The organism is Streptomyces sp. NPDC101181 (assembly GCF_044767975.1).
GTDB lineage: Bacteria > Actinomycetota > Actinomycetes > Streptomycetales > Streptomycetaceae > Streptomyces.
On record NZ_JBIWOX010000001.1, the window covers coordinates 225,657 to 242,394 of the forward strand.

Genomic DNA, 16,738 nt, shown 5'->3' on the forward strand with positions numbered 1-16,738 from the left:
GGGCTAGCCGCGTGGAAGACGCACGACACTGTGGGCCCTGACGCGTATATGTGTTGGGAAGTGTAGTCATGCGAAGGGCTCTGTGCGGTGCTCTCGTGGAAGGATCACTCGCACGGGGCGGACGAAGCGCACATCCGGCACGGAGCGCCACCTTCCGGTGATGCCGCGTTGGTACGGGGCGGGGCGGGCCCGTCCGGACCCGCCCCGCTCCCGAGGAGGCCTAGGCCTCCTCGTCGTTCACCCAGCTCATGAGCTTGCGCAGCTCACGTCCGGTGGTCTCCAGCAGGTGGTCGCTGTCGGCCTTCTTGTACTCGTTGTACTTGGGCAGACCGTTGTGGTACTCGGCCATCCAGTTCTTGGCGAAGGTGCCGTCCTGGATCTCGGCGAGGACCTTCTTCATCTCGGCCTTGGTGGCGTCGGTGATGATCCGGGGTCCGGTGACGTAGTCGCCCCACTCGGCGGTCTCCGAGATGGACCAGCGCATCTTCTCCAGGCCGCCCTCGTACATGAGGTCGACGATGAGCTTCAGCTCGTGGAGACACTCGAAGTAGGCGATCTCGGGCTGGTAGCCCGCCTCGGTCAGCGTCTCGAAACCGGCCTTCACCAGGGCGGCGGTGCCACCGCAGAGGACGGCCTGCTCACCGAAGAGGTCGGTCTCGGTCTCCTCGGTGAAGGTGGTCTTGATGACCCCGGCCCGGGTGCCGCCGATGCCCTTGGCGTACGACAGGGCCAGCTGGAGGCCGTTGCCCGAGGCGTCCTGCTCGACGGCCACGATGCAGGGGACGCCGCGGCCCTCCTCGTACTGGCGGCGGACCAGGTGGCCGGGGCCCTTGGGGGCGACCATGCACACGTCGACGCCTGCCGGGGGCTTGATGAAGCCGAAGCGGATGTTCAGGCCGTGGCCGAAGAACAGCGCGTCGCCGTCCTTGAGGTTGTCCTTGACGGACTCCTCGTAGACCTGGGCCTGGATCGGGTCCGGGACCAGGATCATGATGACGTCGGCCTCGGCGGCGGCCTCGGACGGGGTCACCACGCGCAGGCCCTGCTCCTCGGCCTTGGCCTTGGACTTCGAGCCCTCGTGCAGGCCGACGCGGACGTCGACGCCGGAGTCACGGAGCGACAGGGCGTGGGCGTGGCCCTGGCTGCCGTAGCCGAGAACCGCGACCTTGCGGCCCTGGATGATGGACAGGTCGGCGTCGTCGTCGTAGAACAGCTCGGCCACTGGGTCTTCTCCTTGGTGTGCAGGTGTTGCGTCCCACCGTACGGCGGGGTGCGTCATGGGTGTGGTCGGGTCTCGCCATGCGAGCGGGGCGCCTGGGCCGCGCCCGGCCGGAGGCTCCGGCTCAGGCCGAGCGGTCGAGGGCGCGCAGGGACCGGTCGGTGATCGAGCGCGCGCCGCGCCCTATGGCGATGGTGCCGGACTGGACGAGCTCCTTGATGCCGTACTGCTCCAGCATCTTGAGCATCGCCTCCAGCTTGTCGGCCCCTCCGGTCGCCTCGATCGTGACGGCCTCCGGGGAGACGTCGACGGTCTTGGCGCGGAACAGCTGGACGATCTCGACGATCTGGGAGCGGGTCTCGCTGTCGGCGCGCACCTTCACCAGGACCAGCTCCCGCTGGATCGCGGCGGAGGGCTCCAGTTCGACGATCTTCAGGACGTTGACCAGCTTGTTGAGCTGCTTGGTCACCTGCTCCAGGGGCAGGCCCTCGACATTCACGACGATGGTGATGCGGGAGATGTCGGGGTGTTCGGTGGTGCCGACCGCGAGCGAGTCGATGTTGAAGCCGCGGCGGGAGAACAGGGCGGTGATCCGGGCGAGGACACCGGGCTTGTTCTCGACCAGGACGGAGAGCGTGTGCTTTTCGGACATGGGAGTCGTTCTCTCTCTGTCTCTCAGTCGTCTTCGTTGTCGCCGAAGTCGGGGCGGACGCCGCGCGCGGCCTGGACCTCGTCGTTGGAGGTGCCGGCGGCGACCATCGGCCACACCATGGCGTCCTCGTGGACGATGAAGTCGATCACGACGGGGCGGTCGTTGACGGAGTTGGCCTCTTCGATGACCTTGTCCAGGTCGGCCGGGTCCTCGCAGCGGATGGCGTGGCAGCCCATGGCCTCGGACAGCTTGACGAAGTCCGGGACGCGGGTGCCCTTGGCCGGGGCGCCGTCGCCGCCGGGGCCGGAGTGCAGGACGGTGTTGGAGTAGCGCTGGTTGTAGAAGAGGGTCTGCCACTGGCGGACCATGCCGAGGGCCCCGTTGTTGATGACGGCGACCTTGATCGGGATGTTGTTGAGCGCGCAGGTGGTCAGTTCCTGGTTGGTCATCTGGAAGCAGCCGTCGCCGTCGATGGCCCAGACCGTGCGGTCGGGCGCTCCGGCCTTGGCGCCCATCGCGGCGGGGACCGCGTAGCCCATCGTCCCGGCGCCGCCGCTGTTGAGCCAGGTGGCGGGCTGCTCGTAGTCGATGAAGTGGGCGGCCCACATCTGGTGCTGGCCGACGCCCGCCGCGAAGATGGTGCCCTCGGGGGCGAGCTTGCCGATGCGCTGGATGACCTGCTGCGGGGAGAGGCTGCCGTCCTCGGGCAGGTCGTAGCCGAGCGGGTAGGTGTCGCGCCAGCGGTTGAGGTCCTTCCACCAGGCGCTGTAGTCGCCGGTGTTGCCCTCGGTGTGCTCGGCCTGGACGGCCTGGACCAGGTCGGCCAAGACCTCGCGGGCGTCTCCGACGATCGGCACGTCCGCGGTGCGGTTCTTGCCGATCTCGGCCGGGTCGATGTCGGCGTGGACGATCTTGGCGTACGGGGCGAAGCTGTCCAGCTTGCCGGTGACGCGGTCGTCGAAGCGGGCTCCGAGGGCGACGATCAGGTCGGCCTTCTGGAGGGCGGTGACGGCGGTGACCGCGCCGTGCATGCCGGGCATTCCCACGTGCAGCGGGTGGCTGTCGGGGAAGGCGCCGAGCGCCATCAGCGTGGTGGTGACGGGCGCTCCGGTCAGCTCCGCGAGGACCTTCAGCTCGGCGGTGGCCCCGGCCTTGAGGACGCCACCGCCGACGTAGAGGACGGGGCGCCGGGACTGGGTGATCAGCTTGGCGGCCTCGCGGATCTGCTTGGCGTGCGGCTTGGTCACCGGGCGGTAGCCGGGCAGGTCCTGGGAGGGCGGCCAGCTGAAGGTGGTCCGCGCCTGGAGGGCGTCCTTGGCGATGTCGACCAGGACCGGTCCGGGGCGGCCGGTGGAGGCGATGTGGAAGGCCTCGGCGATGGTGTGCGGGATGTCCTCGGCCTTGGTGACCAGGAAGTTGTGCTTCGTGATCGGCATCGTGATGCCGCAGATGTCGGCTTCCTGGAAGGCGTCGGTGCCGATGGCCTTGGAGGCGACCTGGCCGGTGATCGCGACGAGCGGCACGGAGTCCATGTGCGCGTCGGCGATCGGGGTGACCAGGTTGGTGGCGCCGGGGCCCGAGGTCGCCATGCAGACGCCGACCCTGCCGGTGGCCTGCGCGTACCCGGTGGCGGCGTGACCGGCGCCCTGCTCGTGGCGGACCAGGACGTGGCGGACCCGGGTGGAGTCCATCATCGGGTCGTAGGCGGGGAGGATCGCGCCGCCGGGGATGCCGAACACCGTGTCGGCGCCGACTTCCTCGAGAGAACGGATGAGGGACTGCGCGCCCGTGACGTGCTCAACGGCGGCGGACGGCTGTCCGCCGGTACGGGCGCGCGGCTGCGGGTGACGGGCCCCGGTGGCCTGCTCGGTCATCGGCATTCTCTTCTCGAAGCTGAGGGTTTTCGCGGGTGTTTTGCAGCGGTTTGAGCGGTGTCGGTGCAACAAAAAACCCCCCGTGCCATGAGGCAAGCGAGGGGAGCGCGCCGGGTGTGGTCCGCGGAGTGCCGTGGGGCGGCTCCGCTTCAGCCGACGCGCCTTCCAAGTACGAGAATTCGGGTGCGCATGGCATTGACCCTCTCTCCGGCACGCGTGACGTGTCAAGTGGGTGGGACGGACGTCTCAGTATGTGATCCGGTGAGCAGCGGGACGGAACTGCCCGCCATGACGGGCCGGGGGCCGGGGACCCCCGGGACGGGGAACTGGCCGCGGACCAGCGCCCGGCGCAGCCGGTACTCGTCCAGCGGCCCGGAGAAGGCCATCCCCTGGCCGTGGGTGCACCCCATGGCGCGCAGGGCGAGGACCTGTTCGGGGACGTCGACGCCGTCGGCTACGGACTGGAGGCCGAGGTCGCGGGCGATCCGCAGCAGACCGCTGGTGATCTTGTGCAGCCTGGCCGACTCGACGACGCCCTCGACGAGGTTGCGGTCCAGTTTGAGTACGTCGATGGGGAGCCGTCGCAGGGCGTTGATCGCCGCGAAGCCGCTGCCGAAGCCGTCGAGCGCGATCCGCACGCCGAGGCGGCGCAGGGCCACGAGGCGCTGCTCCAGGGCGTCGAAGGAGACGCGGGGGTCGCTGTCGGCGACCTCGATCATCAGGGCGCCCGAGGGCAGGCCGTGCCGGGTCAGGAGCGCTTCGATGGAGCCGAAGGGCGGGGCCGTGTCCAGCAGCCGGGCGGCGGAGAGCCGGACGGAGACGGGGACGGGGTGCCCGGCCCTGGCCCGGTCGGCGGCCTGGGCCACGGACTCCTCCAGGAGCCAGCGGCCCAGCTCGGCGGTGCGGTCGTCGTCGCCCGCGACCCGGAGGAACTCGGCGGGGGTGAACAGGATGCCCTGGGCGGAGCGCCAGCGGGCCTGCGCGGCGACGGCGGCCACGGAGCCGCTGGCGAGGTGGACCACGGGCTGGTGGAGCAGGGCGAACTCGCCGTCGCGCAGGGCGGTGCGCAGCCGGTTGGCCAGCTCGGAGCGGCGTACGACGTCGGCCTGCATCTGCGGGGCGTAGAGCTCGACCCGGTCCTTGCCGCCCGCCTTGGCCCGGTACATCGCGAGGTCGGCGTTGCGCATGAGGTCGGTGGGGCTGATGGCGGGCTCGGCGAAGGCGACGCCGATGGAGGCGGCCACCCGGACCTCGCTGGGGCCGATGCGGTAGGGCTGGGAGAGCGTGAGGCGCAGCCGGTCGGCGATCTCGTGGACCTGGTACTCCCGGGCGCCCTGGTCGCGGGTGCCGTCGCCGACGATGAGGGCGGCGAACTCGTCGCCGCCGAGCCTCGCCGCGGTGTCGCCCGCCCGGACGGACTCCTGGAGGCGGCGGCCCGCCTGGATGAGCAGCTCGTCGCCCGCCTGGTGGCCGATGGTGTCGTTGACGGCCTTGAAGCCGTCCAGGTCGATGAAGAGGACGGCGGTGCCGGGGTCGCTCGCCCGGCGGCCGCCGAGTGCCTGGCGGACCCGGGCGGTGAACAGGGCCCGGTTGGGCAGGTCGGTGAGCGGGTCGTGCTCGGCGTTGTGCTGCAACTGGGCCTGGAGCCTGACCCGTTCGGTGACGTCCCGGCTGTTGAGCAGGAGGCCGCCCTGGTGGCGGTTGACGGTGGACTCGACGTTGAGCCAGTCGCCGGTCCCGGAGCGGAAGCGGCACTCGATGCGGGTGGTGGGCTCCTCGTGCGGCGCCGCGGCGAGGAAGCGCCGCACCTCGTGGACGACCCGGCCGAGGTCCTCGGGGTGGATGATCGAGGACAGCTCGGCGCCCACCAGGTCCTCCGCCTCGCGCCCGTAGACCCCGGCGGCGGCGGGGCTGACGTAGCGCAGGGTGCCGCTGGGCGCGGCGATCATGATGACGTCGCTGGAGCCCTGGACCAGGGAGCGGAAGTGGTTCTCCTTCTGGGCCAGTTCCTGGGTGAGCGCGATGTTGTCGAGCAGCATGATGCCCTGCCGCACGACCAGGGCCAGCACCACGGTGCAGCCGGTGAAGATGACGACCCGGTCCACCTGCCGTCCCTCGACCGCGTTGTACAGGATGCCCAGGGTGCAGACGGCGGCGGCGAGATACGGGGTGAGGGCGGCCAGGGAGCCCGCGATGGGGCGGCTGGCGGTGGAGGAGCGCGGGGGTGCCGGGCGCTCGGCTCCCCGGGCCGCGCGGCGGGCCGCCCAGGGGGCGTAGGCCAGGAGCAGCGAACCGGCGAACCAGCCCGCGTCGAGCAGTTGGCCCGAGTGGTAGGTCGAGCGCAGCAGCGGTGAGGTGAAGACCGCGTCGCTCAGCACGGTGAGCGCCAGGGCGGCGATCGCGGTGTTGACGGCGGAGCGGTTGACGCCGGAGCGGCGGAAGTGCAGGGCCAGCACCATCGAGACGAGCACGATGTCGAGCAGCGGGTAGGCCAGCGAGAGGGCGGCGGGCGCCACACTGGTCTCCTGGAAGCCCGCCACGTGCGCGGTGTGGGCGAGGGCGAGGCTCCAGGCGAGGGTCAGCAGGGACCCGCCGATCAGCCAGGCGTCCAGCGCCAGGCAGACCCAGCCGGCCCGGGTGACGGGGCGTTTGGCGAGGACGAGCAGCCCGATGATGGCGGGCGGCGCGAAGCAGAGGAAGAAGACGTCGGCGAGGGACGGGGAGGGCACGGGGACCCCGAGGATCACCTCGTACCAGCCCCAGACCGCGTTGCCGCAGGCCGCCATGAGCGAGGAGAACGAGAACAGCAGCCAGGCGGGGCGCAGGCGCCCGGCGCCCGAGCGGGCGTAGAGGAAACAGGAGACGGCGGCGATCAGCGCCGCCACGGCGAGGCCGAAGTCCCCCATGATCAGCGCCAGTCGGGGCGAGCCCCAGCCGACCGCGGCGCCCACCGAGTATCCCGCGCAGACCAGACCGAGCAGGATCCGCGAGCGCAGCCCCGAGCCCGCGGCGGCGGAGCGCGGGGACAGCAGGGCCCCCAGCGCGCTCACCGGAGGGCTCCCCGCCCCGGGCCCGGCCTCGCCGCCGGCGCGGGAGAGGGGCCGGAATCCGGCCACCGGGGGGCACGGGACCGGGCCGGGGCCGACGGCCTCGGCCGCCCGCTCGCCCGCGTCGGATCGTCTCTCCATGGCCAGCACATCGCCCGTCGCCCCCTCGCGTTCCGGTGATCCCCCCGCGCCTTCCCTTCCCCGGCGCAGCCTCCCGGTGCGGACCATACACCAGATCCGTCACTCAGGGCCATAGCTTCTCTACTCTCCGTGACGAAATACGAGGTGAGCGGCACTGCGTGCACCTGAACCACCCCGCAGCGTGGCCGCCCGGGGCCGGTCAGCCGGTGGTGGCGACGACGTTGCGGACCGGCTCTCCGGCGGCGAACCGGGTGAGCTGCTCGGCCAGCAGCCGCTTGGCGCGCGGTGCGAACGCCGAGGTGCTGCCGCCCACATGAGGTGTGATCAGGACATTCGGAGCATGCCAGAGTGCGTGGCCCTTGGGGAGTGGTTCGGGGTCGGTCACATCGAGTGCGGCCCGCAGCCGACCGGTGACGAGCTCGCCCAACAGGGCCTCGGTGTCCACGACTCCGCCCCGGGCGACGTTGACGAGGAGGGCGCCGTCGGGCATCGCGGCGAGGAAGCCGGCGTCCACCAGCCCCTGGGTGGAGGGGTTCAGCGGGGTGGAGAGGATCACCACGTCGGCCCCGGGCAGCAGGGCGGGCAGCTCGCCGAGCGGGTGTACGGGACCGCGCCCGGTGGTCCGTGCGGAGCGCGCGACGCGGGTCACCCGCGCGCACTCGAACGGGACGAGCCGGTCCTCGATGGCCGCGCCGATGGAGCCGTAGCCCACGATCAGCACGGACTTGTCGGCGAGGGCCGGGTAGAAGCCGGACCGCCACTCCTCGGCGTCCTGGCCGTGGACGAATCCGGGGAAGCCGCGCAGGGAGGCGAGGATCAGGGCGATCGTCAGCTCGGCGGTGGAGGCCTCGTGCACCCCCTTGGCGTTGCACAGGCGCACCCCGGCGCGCAGCAGGGGAAGGCCGGGCTCCACGTGGTCGATGCCCGCGGAGAGCGTCTGCACGACCCGCACGGCGCTCATCGCCGCGAGCGGCCGGACCGCGACCGTGGTGCCCTTCATGTAGGGGACGACGTAGTAGACGCAGTCGGCCGGGTCGCCGGGGAGGTCCGGGCCGCCGTCCCAGAAGAGGTAGTTGAGGCCCTCGGGGAGCCCGTCGATCTCGTCGGCCGGGAAGGGCAGCCATACGTCACCAGTCGTCGCAGTCATGGTCAGGAGGCTATGCGACCAGGTGTGCGAGCGCTCCAGAACCGCTGTGCGGGGGCCGGGGGCGGCAGAGGTTACGTCGGAGTGCGGCGGGGCTCGCCGTGGGCGCGGTCGGGGCAGGGCTTAAGGGTGTTCCAGGAGTTCTGTTGATCCGGCTGACGGAAGGGTGGCCGCTTCGGGAACTTCTTGACCACCCCGGGGTGTAGGAACAGGTAGGCCGGTAGTCAGGCAGCCGTCGAAGGGATCGGTTCCGTGCGTGGTGCTCTGTTCGGACCTGTGCAGTCCGCTGCGATGCGCAGGGGGGCGGTGGCCGCGCTGGCGTCGGCCGCCCTGCTGCTGTCCGCGGCGTGTTCCGGCGGGGGTGAGGGGGACGGTGGGCCGAGCGGCCGGACCGGTTCCCCGGCCGCGTCGGGGGGCTCCCCTCCCCCGGCCTCGCCCAGCGGTTCGGCCGGTCTGCCGCCCGCGAAGGGCTCGGCGAAGGTCGTGTCGACGCTGAGCGAGGACCTGAAGTCGCCCTGGGGGCTGGCCGCCCTGCCGGGCGGGGATCTGCTGGTGTCCTCGCGGGACGAGGGCACGGTCCACCGCGTCGACGGCGAGAGCGGCAGGAAGACGCTGCTGGGCTCGGTGCCGGGGGCGTCCCCGGCGGGCGAGGGCGGGCTGCTCGGGCTCGCCGTCGCCCCGACGTTCGGCGCGGACCAGCTGGTGTACGCCTACGTCACCACCACGTCCGACAACCGGATCGTGCGGATGAACTACGACGAGAAGCGCCCGGCGGGACAGCAGTTGGGCGCGCCGGACACCGTCCTGCGCGGCATCCCCAAGGGGAGCATCCACAACGGGGGGCGGATCGCTTTCGGCCCGGACAGGATGCTGTACGCGGGCACGGGCGAGGCAGGGGACACCGAGCTGTCCCAGGACAAGGAGTCACTGGCGGGCAAGATCCTGCGGATGACCCCCGACGGCGAGCCGGTGCACGGCAACCCCGAGGCGGACTCGGTGGTGTATTCGTACGGGCACCGCAATGTGCAGGGGCTCGCCTGGGACGCGCGAAAGCGGCTGTGGGCGGCCGAGTTCGGCCAGAACACCTGGGACGAGCTGAATCTGATCGAGCCCGGGAAGAACTACGGCTGGCCCGAGGTCGAGGGCCAGGAGGGGAAGGACGGGTTCGTCGACCCGGTCGCCCAGTGGAAGACCTCGGAGGCCTCGCCCAGCGGGATCGCGTACGCGGGGGGTTCGATCTGGATGGCGGGGCTGCGCGGTGAGCGGCTCTGGCGGATCCCGCTCTCCGGCAAGAACACCGGGGAACCTCTGGCGGACCCCCAGCCGTTCCTGGAGGGGAAGCACGGCCGCCTGCGTACGGTGGTGAGTGCGGGGAGCGACCGGCTGTGGCTGGTCACCAGCAACACGGACGGCCGCGGGACGCCTCAGCCGGGAGACGACAGGATTCTCCTGGTGGAGGTGGAGTAGCGGCCGGAGGCCTCCTCGTACGGGGGCGGGGTCCGGGGCCCCCGGGCACGCTGTCACTGGCCGGGGTAGAGGCGGAGGCGGTGGGCCAGGGCGGCTGCCTCGCCCCGGCTGGAGACGCCGAGTTTGGCCAGGATGTTGGAGACGTGCACGCTCGCGGTCTTCGGCGAGATGAACAGCTCCTCGGCGATCCGGCGATTGGTGTGCCCGGCCGCGACCAGCCGGTGCACGTCCTGCTCGCGCGGGGTCAGCCCGAAGGACTCGACGGCCGCGGTCGCGGCGGCGGTCTCTTCGGTGGCGGTCGGCCCGGTCGGCTCCGCGGCTCCGTCGTCCGCGGCGGCCCCCGGGTGTTCCGGCCCGGCCGGACCGGTCGTGCCCAGGGGGATCCGGGCCCGGCCCGCCAGCTGCTCGATGGCCTCGGCCAGCGGGCGGGCGCCGAGTTCCCGGGCGACCGCGTGGGCCTGGCGCAGCGGCTCCGTGGCGGCGGACCGGCCGCCGGGGGCGTTGAGCAGGGACTCGGCCCAGCGGTGGCGGATCCGGGCCAGCTCGAAGGGGCGGCCGAGCGGGGCGAAGGCCTCGGCGGCGCGCGCCCAGTGCGCGGGGGTGTCGGTGCCCTCCGCGCGGGCGAGCTCCGCGTCGATGAAGGGGCCGTGGGCGGCCCAGACGGGGACGAGCATCGGCAGGGCCTTCAGGGACGCGCGGATCAGGGCGAGGATCTCGGGCCGCCCCGCTTCGGCGGCGGGCAGTCCCCGGGCGTCGGCCTCGATCATGGCGGCGGACTGGAGCAGCGGCAGGGCGTAGCGCTGGGTGCCGGGCGGGAAGCCGGGCCGGGCCAGCTCCTGGAAGGCGGCCCGCGCCTCGGCGAGCCTCCCCCGGGCCGCCGCCAGGAGCATCCCGTGCTGGACCGGGGTGATCAGATGCTGGGGCTGCGGGTCGCGCTGACCGAAGTGCCCGCGGACCAGGGCGAGCAGTTCCTCCGCTTCGGCGAGGTCCCCGCGGGCGACGGCCAGGTCGGCCAGGCGCTGCGCGGCGAGTCCCTTCGCCTTGGGCGACAGGGCGAGTCGGACGGCCGACTCGGCGGCGGCCGTGCTGCGCGTCCAGTGCCCGAGGGAGAACAGGGACTGGGCCTGGTTGGCGTGGACCCAGGCCCCGGAGTCGGCCAGCCCGTGGTCGTGACAGACCTCGATGCCGTGGTCGGCGGCGGCGACGGCCTCCAGGGAGCGGCCCATCGACTCCAGCGACGAGGGCAGGTTGACACTGGCCCGGCCCAGCAGCTGGACCAGGCCCAGCTCCTCGGCGCGGTCCCGGACGGCGTACATCTCGGCGAGACCGTCCTCGATGCCGCCCGCGTCCGCGGTGAGCCAGCCGCGGGTGAGGCGGGCGTGCAGTTCGATGAACTCGTTGCCGACGAGCCGGGCGTACTCCACCGCGCGGTCGCTGTCGGCGAGCGCCTGCGGGCCGGGCTGGTGCAGGGCCCGCCAACTGGCCACGTTGGTCAGGACGTCGGCCGTCACGGCGGACGGCGGCAGGCCGCGGACCAGTTCCTGCGCGGTGGCCAGCTCCTCCCAGCCGTCGCCCTTGTCGAGGCTCTGGACGAGCCGGGAGCGCTGCACCCAGAACCAGGCCTCGCGCAGCGGGTCGGCCTCGGTCCGCAGGACCCGCATGGCCTTCTTCGAGATGGCCAGGGCCCGCCCGCGGTCGCCGCCGAAGCGGGCGGCGACGGTGGCCTCGGCCATCACGTCCAGGTAGCGCAGGGGCGCGTTCTCCGGGTCGCGGCCGGAGGCCGGGTAGGCCTCCGCGTAGTCGAAGGGGCGCAGGGTGGCGAGGACCGTACCGGGCACGTCGTCCCACAGCTCCATCGCCCGCTCCAGCAGCCGTAGTTGCTCGGAGTGCGCGTAGCGGCGCCGGGCCTCGACGGCGGCCTGGAGCACGGCGGGCAGGGCCTTGGCCGCGTCGTGGGCGGCGTACCAGTAGCTGGCGAGGCGGGTGGCGCGTTCGTCGGCCCGGACGAGGGAGGGGTGGGCTTCCAGCGCTTCCGCGTAGCGCCGGTTGACGCGGGTGCGTTCCCCGGGCAGAAGGTCGTCGCTGACGGCCTCGCGGACCAGGGAGTGCCGGAAGCGGTAGCCGTCGCTGTCGGGCGCGGGTTGCAGCAGGTTGGCGCCGACGGCGGCCCGCAGCGCCTCGTTGAGTTCGTCCTCGTCGAGCCCGGCGACGGCGGCCAGCAGTTCGTGTTCGACGAAGGAGCCGCCCTCGGCGGCGACCCGGGCGACGCGCTGGGCGTGTTCGGGGAGCGTCTCCACGCGGACGAGCAGCAGGTCGCGGAGCGATTCGGTCAGCCCGGAGCTGTCGCCGCAGCACTCCAGGGAGCGGGCCAGCTCCTCGACGAAGAAGGCGTTGCCGTCCGAGCGGTCGAAGATCTCGTCCACGAGCCCGCTCTCGGGGGCCACCGCGAGGATTCCGGCGAGCTGGCGGCCGACCTCCTCGTGGCTGAACCGGTCGAGTTCGACCCGGGTGACGGTGCGCAGCCGGTCCAGTTCGGCGAGGAGCGGGCGCAGCGGGTGGCGGCGGTGCAGGTCGTCGGAGCGGTAGGTGCCGACGACCATGAGGCGACCGCTGCGCAGCGTACGGAAGAGGTAGGCGAGCAGATGCCGGGTGGAGGCGTCCGCCCAGTGCAGGTCCTCCAGGACGAGGACGACCGCGCGGTCGGCGGAGATCCGTTCCAGGAGCCGGGCGGTGAGTTCGAAGAGGCGGGCGATGCTGTGCTCGTCGGTGGCGTCCTGATGGACCTCGCCGAGTTCGGGCAGGAGGCGGGCCAGCTCGTCCTCCTGCCCCGCGCAGGCGGCGGCCATCTCCTCGGGCAGGGCCCGGCGCAGGGAGCGCAGGGCGGTGGGGAAGGGTGCGAACGGCAGTCCGTCGGCCCCGATCTCGACGCAGGCCCCGACGGCCACCACGGCCGCCCGACGCTCGGCCGCCGCGACGAACTGCTCGACCAGACGGGTCTTGCCGACGCCCGCCTCCCCGCCGATCAGCAGCGCCTGCGGCTCACCGGACGCGGCACGTGCCAGCCCCTGGGTGAGCGAGGCGAGTTCCTCGGCGCGCCCGACGAACACGGGGTTGACTGACCTGGTCTCCACGTCGTCGAGCATCGCATACGCCGCCGGTACGGTGACGCCCTCCTCACCGAAGGTGACCCCGCGCGCGAAGCCGTCCGCCCCCGGCCCGGAGGAGGTTCGGGCGGGGGCGGACGGGGCGAGGACGGGCCCGGGTCGCGGGGCGAGGGGTGTCCCGGGACGTCCCACGCTCAGGCGGCGGACACGCGGCGGGCGGGGCCCTGGATCACCTTCCTTCCGGGGGCGCCGCGTCCACTGCGGCGGGCGGCGCGGCGGGCGCGGCGGGCCCGGCCGACCTCGCGCTCGGTGTCGGCACGGCGGATCAGCTCGGCGGAGACGCTGCGGTAGAGCTCGTACTCGTACATGGATCTTCCCCTGGCTCCTGGTCGGTGGCCGTGGCCGGCCGGTGACCCTCGTGGCAGCGGACCGGAGAGTCGCCCCGCCCGGTCGGCCGGGGCCCGTTCGCGCTGTGTGTCCACTGTCGTCGGCCAGGAGGGGGCGCCGCATCGGGCGAGTTCCGCATCTTCGCGGCCCCGGGTGCCTTAGGCGGGCCCGGTCCGGCGCCCGAGGGGCGGGGCGGGTGCCTTAGACCGTGCCTTACGGGGCGGGGTCAGCCTTACGGGGCGGGGTCAGCCGCCGTTGGGGGTGCCCGCGCTGGGCAGGGAGAGGAACAGGTCGGCGTACATGCCCGCGGAGATCAGGACGCCGAGGACGCCGAGGGCCACACCGGCGAGGGCGACCGCCCGGACCCACGTCGGCTGCGGCACGGCGGCGGGCGCGCCGAAGGAGGGGCGGGCCAGGACCACGGCTCCGACCAGCAGGGCCAGGAGGGCGAAGAGGCCGTTCACCAGGGCGGTGGTGTGCCAGGCGTCGCCGTAGATCTCGGAGATCTGCTGGGCCGCACTGCCGCCGCCGGAGGTCTTGATCTGGCCGATCAGGGTCTCGCGCTCGGCCGCGACCCGGCCGGTCCAGGCACCGGTCAGGGCGACGACGCCCAGGGCCGTGGAGACGACGGCGGCCGCGCCCGCCCCGACCCCGGGCCGGGCCTCGGCGTGCGGGGCGGGGTCCAGATCCTCGTCCGGGTCGGCGGCCTCGGCTGTGCCGGTCGCGTCGGCGGCCTCGTCCGGGCCGGTCGCGGCGGCCGGAGCCCCGGCCCCGTCCTCCGCCGTCGCGTCCTTCGTCGCGGCGACCTCCGCCGCGGCCGTTTCGTCGGTGCTGGTCGTCCTGGAGGGGGTGGTGTTCATGTGCCGCACGCTAGGGGGCCCGGATGAGAGCCCGCTTAACGCCGGGGCTCAGCGCCCGGGGCGGGCCCGCCACTCCGGGGCGAGGACGGACCAGATCTCGGAGTCGTGGCGCACGCCCCGGTAGAGGTAGTTCTGCCGGATCACCCCGTCGCGGGTCATCCCGAGCCGCTCGGCCACCGCGATCGAGCGGGTGTTGGCGGCGGAGGCGACCCACTCCACGCGGTGCATGCCGCGGTCGTGCACCGCCCAGTCGACCAGCCGCTCGGCGGCCCGGGTGACCAGCCCCCGGCCCTGGGCGGCGGGCTCCAGCCAGACGCCGATCTCGCAGGTGCCGGACGCCGTGTCGAAGGTCCGGAAGAGGACGCCGCCGACGAGGGTGCCCTCCAGCCAGATCCCGTACAGCCGCCCGGTGTCCGCCGCCTGCTTCTCCGCGTACCGCCGGAGCAGGTCGCGCGCCGACTCCAGGTCGGTGGCGAAGGAGGCGAAGGGAATCCAGGGGTCGACCAGCTCGCGGGCCCGGTCCATGTGGGCCAGGAACTCCTCGGCCTGCCAGATCTCCAGCGGGCGCAGCTCCGCCGAGTCCTCACCCAGGGATAGGGCGAACATCGTGTTCCTCCTCCGTCCGCGCGACGCCGTCCTCGATGGCGCGCGCCCCGGGGATCCTCGCATGGACCGGTACGCAGTCGGGCGGCTCGATGCTGATCCGGGGCAGCCGCCGGTCCAGCCAGCCCGGCAGCCACCAGTTCGCACCGCCGAGCATGTGCATCAGGGCGGGCACCAGCAGGGTGCGCAGGACGAAGGCGTCCAGGGCGACGGCGGTGGCGAGCGCGATGCCGAACATGGCGATCACCCGGTCGCCGCTGAGGACGAAGGCGAGGAAGACGGAGATCATGATCACGGCGGCGGAGTTGATCACCCGGCCCGTCTCGGCGAGGCCCACCCGGACGGAGCGCCGGTTGTCCCCGGTCTCCAGCCACTCCTCGTACATCCGGCCGACCAGGAAGACCTGGTAGTCCATGGAGAGGCCGAAGAGGACCGAGACCATGATCACCGGCAGGAAGGGTTCGATGGGCCCGGCGCTGCCGAGGCCGAGGAGTTCGCTGCCCCAGCCCCACTGGAAGACGGCGACGACGACGCCGAAGGAGGAGGCGACGGCGGCCACGTTCATCAGCGCGGCCTTGACCGGGATGCCGATGGACCGGAAGGCGAGGAGCAGCAGCAGGCAGCCCAGCGCGATGACCACCCCGACGAAGAGCGGCAGCTTCCCGACGATGATCTCGGCGAAGTCGTCGTAGCTCGCCGTCACCCCGCCGACGTACGCCTCCAGCGAGGTGTTCTCCTGGACCGGCGGCAGGATGTCGCCGCGGATGCGGTCGACCAGTGCGCTGGTCTCCTGGGACTGGGGCGCCGAGCCGGGGACGACGGTGAGGAAGGCGGTGTCGCCGCCGCCGTTGTAGGTGACCGGGCTGACGGAGGCGACGTTCTCGGTGGCCCGGAGCTTCTCGGGCAGGGAGTCCAGGGCGAGCCGGTCGTCCGCGCCGTCGAGCCGGGCGGCGATGGTGAGGGGACCGTTGACGCCGGGGCCGAAGCCGTCGGCGATCAGGTCGTAGGCCTGCCGGGTGGTGGAGGAGGCCGGGTTGTTGCCCTGGTCGGAGGTGCCCAGGTGGAGGCCGAGGGCGGGCAGGGCGAGGACCAGCATGACGACGGCCGCGACACCTCCGAGCAGCTTGGGGTGGCGCTCCACGAACGCGGACCAGCGGGCGGCGAAGCCGGTGGGCGGTTCGGGGCGCGGTCCGTGCTCGGCGAGCCGGCGCCGTTCGCGGCGGCTGAGGGCCCGGGTCCCGATGAGGGAGAGCAGGGCGGGCAGCAGGGTGACCGAGGCCATCACCGTCAGGACGACGGTGAGGGAGGCGGCGATGGCGACGCCGTTGAGGAAGCCGAGGCGCAGGATCAGCATGCCGAGCAGGGCGATGCAGACGGTCGCCCCGGCGAAGACGACCGCGCGCCCGGTGGTGGCGACGGCGTTCTGGGCGGCTTCGGGGACGCTCATGCCCTGCCGGAGACCCTTGCGGTGCCGGGTGACGATGAACAGCGCGTAGTCGATGCCGACGCCGAGCCCGATGAGCATGCCCAGCATCGGGGCGAAGTCGGCCACGGTCATCGCGTGGCCGAGGAGCACGATGCCCGCGTAGGCGGTGCCGACGGAGACGAGGGCGGTGGCGATGGGCAGCAGGCTGGCGGCGAGCGAGCCGAAGGCGAGGAAGAGGACGACGGCCGCGACGACGACGCCCACGGCCTCGGCGATGTGCGCGGAGGGGGCCTCGGTGAGGGCGACGGCCGTGCCGCCCAGTTCGACCTGGAGCCCGTCGGCCTCGGCCTCCTTCGCGGTGTCCACGAGGGCCTGGGCCTGGGAGGCGGAGAGCTCGTCGGTGGGGCGGTCGAAGGTGACCGTGGCGTAGGCGGTGCGGCCGTCCTGGCTGATCCCGCCGGCTCCGGAGGCCCCGTAGGGGCTGGTGACGCCGCCGACGGCGGGCAGGTCCTCGATGGCGTGGAGCGTGCGGGTCATCGTCTGTTCGACGTCGGCGGCCCGGACCGTGGAGCCGGAGGTGTGCCAGACCACGGTGTCGGTGTCACCGCCGAGGTCGGTGAAGCCGCGCGAGAGGAGTTCGGTGGCCCGGCCGGACTCCGTGCCGGGGACCTCGTAGTCGTTGGAGTAGGCGGAACCCGCGAACCCCGCGGCCGCGGCGGTGCCGCCGAGGGCGGCGAGCCAGACGAGGACGGCGAGGAGACGGTGCCTGATGCACCAGCGGGCGATGGCGGCCAACGGTCGGGCTCCCTGCGGG

The 16,738-nt window shown here is 72.9% G+C and carries 11 protein-coding genes; 1 reads left to right on the top strand and 10 read right to left on the bottom strand.

Annotated features, from left to right (window positions below):
* Positions 1–220 precede the first annotated feature (220 nt).
* The 5 genes from ilvC to ACIRRU_RS01020 all read right to left on the bottom strand — a co-directional run bounded on the left by ilvC (position 221) and on the right by ACIRRU_RS01020 (position 8,080).
* Positions 221–1,222 carry a ketol-acid reductoisomerase gene (ilvC, locus tag ACIRRU_RS01000; protein WP_403674550.1) on the bottom strand — a complete coding sequence of 334 codons (1,002 nt, stop codon included), beginning with the start codon at positions 1,220–1,222 and terminating at the stop codon, positions 221–223.
* 121 nt (positions 1,223–1,343) lie between these two features.
* Positions 1,344–1,871 carry an acetolactate synthase small subunit gene (gene ilvN / locus ACIRRU_RS01005; RefSeq protein WP_006127785.1) on the bottom strand — a complete coding sequence of 176 codons (528 nt, stop codon included), beginning with the start codon at positions 1,869–1,871 and terminating at the stop codon, positions 1,344–1,346.
* Positions 1,872–1,894: 23 nt separating this feature from the next.
* Complete coding sequence (locus ACIRRU_RS01010) at positions 1,895–3,751, bottom strand: acetolactate synthase large subunit (RefSeq protein ID WP_363200708.1); 1,857 nt, start codon at positions 3,749–3,751, stop codon at positions 1,895–1,897.
* Between the two features lie 218 nt (positions 3,752–3,969).
* Positions 3,970–6,795 (bottom strand): putative bifunctional diguanylate cyclase/phosphodiesterase, encoded by a 2,826-nt coding sequence (locus ACIRRU_RS01015; RefSeq protein WP_403675581.1) that lies wholly within the window; start codon positions 6,793–6,795, stop codon positions 3,970–3,972.
* Between the two features lie 337 nt (positions 6,796–7,132).
* Complete coding sequence (locus ACIRRU_RS01020) at positions 7,133–8,080, bottom strand: 2-hydroxyacid dehydrogenase (protein WP_403674553.1); 948 nt, start codon at positions 8,078–8,080, stop codon at positions 7,133–7,135.
* A 288-nt stretch (positions 8,081–8,368) separates the two neighbouring features.
* On the opposite strand from ACIRRU_RS01020, the gene ACIRRU_RS01025 reads away from it, so the two are divergent.
* Positions 8,369–9,544, top strand: a complete 1,176-nt coding sequence (locus ACIRRU_RS01025; RefSeq protein ID WP_403675584.1) for a PQQ-dependent sugar dehydrogenase — start codon at positions 8,369–8,371, stop codon at positions 9,542–9,544.
* Between the two features lie 53 nt (positions 9,545–9,597).
* On the opposite strand, the gene ACIRRU_RS01030 is transcribed toward ACIRRU_RS01025, so the two are convergent.
* The 5 genes from ACIRRU_RS01030 to ACIRRU_RS01050 all read right to left on the bottom strand — a co-directional run bounded on the left by ACIRRU_RS01030 (position 9,598) and on the right by ACIRRU_RS01050 (position 16,719).
* Positions 9,598–12,687, bottom strand: a complete 3,090-nt coding sequence (locus ACIRRU_RS01030) for an AAA family ATPase (RefSeq protein WP_403675586.1) — start codon at positions 12,685–12,687, stop codon at positions 9,598–9,600.
* 155 nt (positions 12,688–12,842) lie between these two features.
* A complete protein-coding gene (locus ACIRRU_RS01035; protein ID WP_403674555.1) occupies positions 12,843–13,016 on the bottom strand; it encodes a hypothetical protein in 174 nt (57 codons plus the stop codon).
* 264 nt (positions 13,017–13,280) lie between these two features.
* A complete protein-coding gene (locus ACIRRU_RS01040) occupies positions 13,281–13,895 on the bottom strand; it encodes a hypothetical protein (protein ID WP_403674558.1) in 615 nt (204 codons plus the stop codon).
* A 48-nt stretch (positions 13,896–13,943) separates the two neighbouring features.
* The gene (locus tag ACIRRU_RS01045) at positions 13,944–14,501 is read right to left on the bottom strand and encodes a GNAT family protein (protein WP_363200715.1); all 558 of its coding nucleotides are present in this window, start codon (positions 14,499–14,501) and stop codon (positions 13,944–13,946) included.
* Positions 14,479–16,719 (bottom strand): MMPL family transporter, encoded by a 2,241-nt coding sequence (locus ACIRRU_RS01050; protein WP_403674561.1) that lies wholly within the window; start codon positions 16,717–16,719, stop codon positions 14,479–14,481. The genes ACIRRU_RS01045 and ACIRRU_RS01050 overlap by 23 nt, the downstream gene beginning before the upstream one ends.
* Between the last annotated feature and the right edge of the window lie 19 nt (positions 16,720–16,738).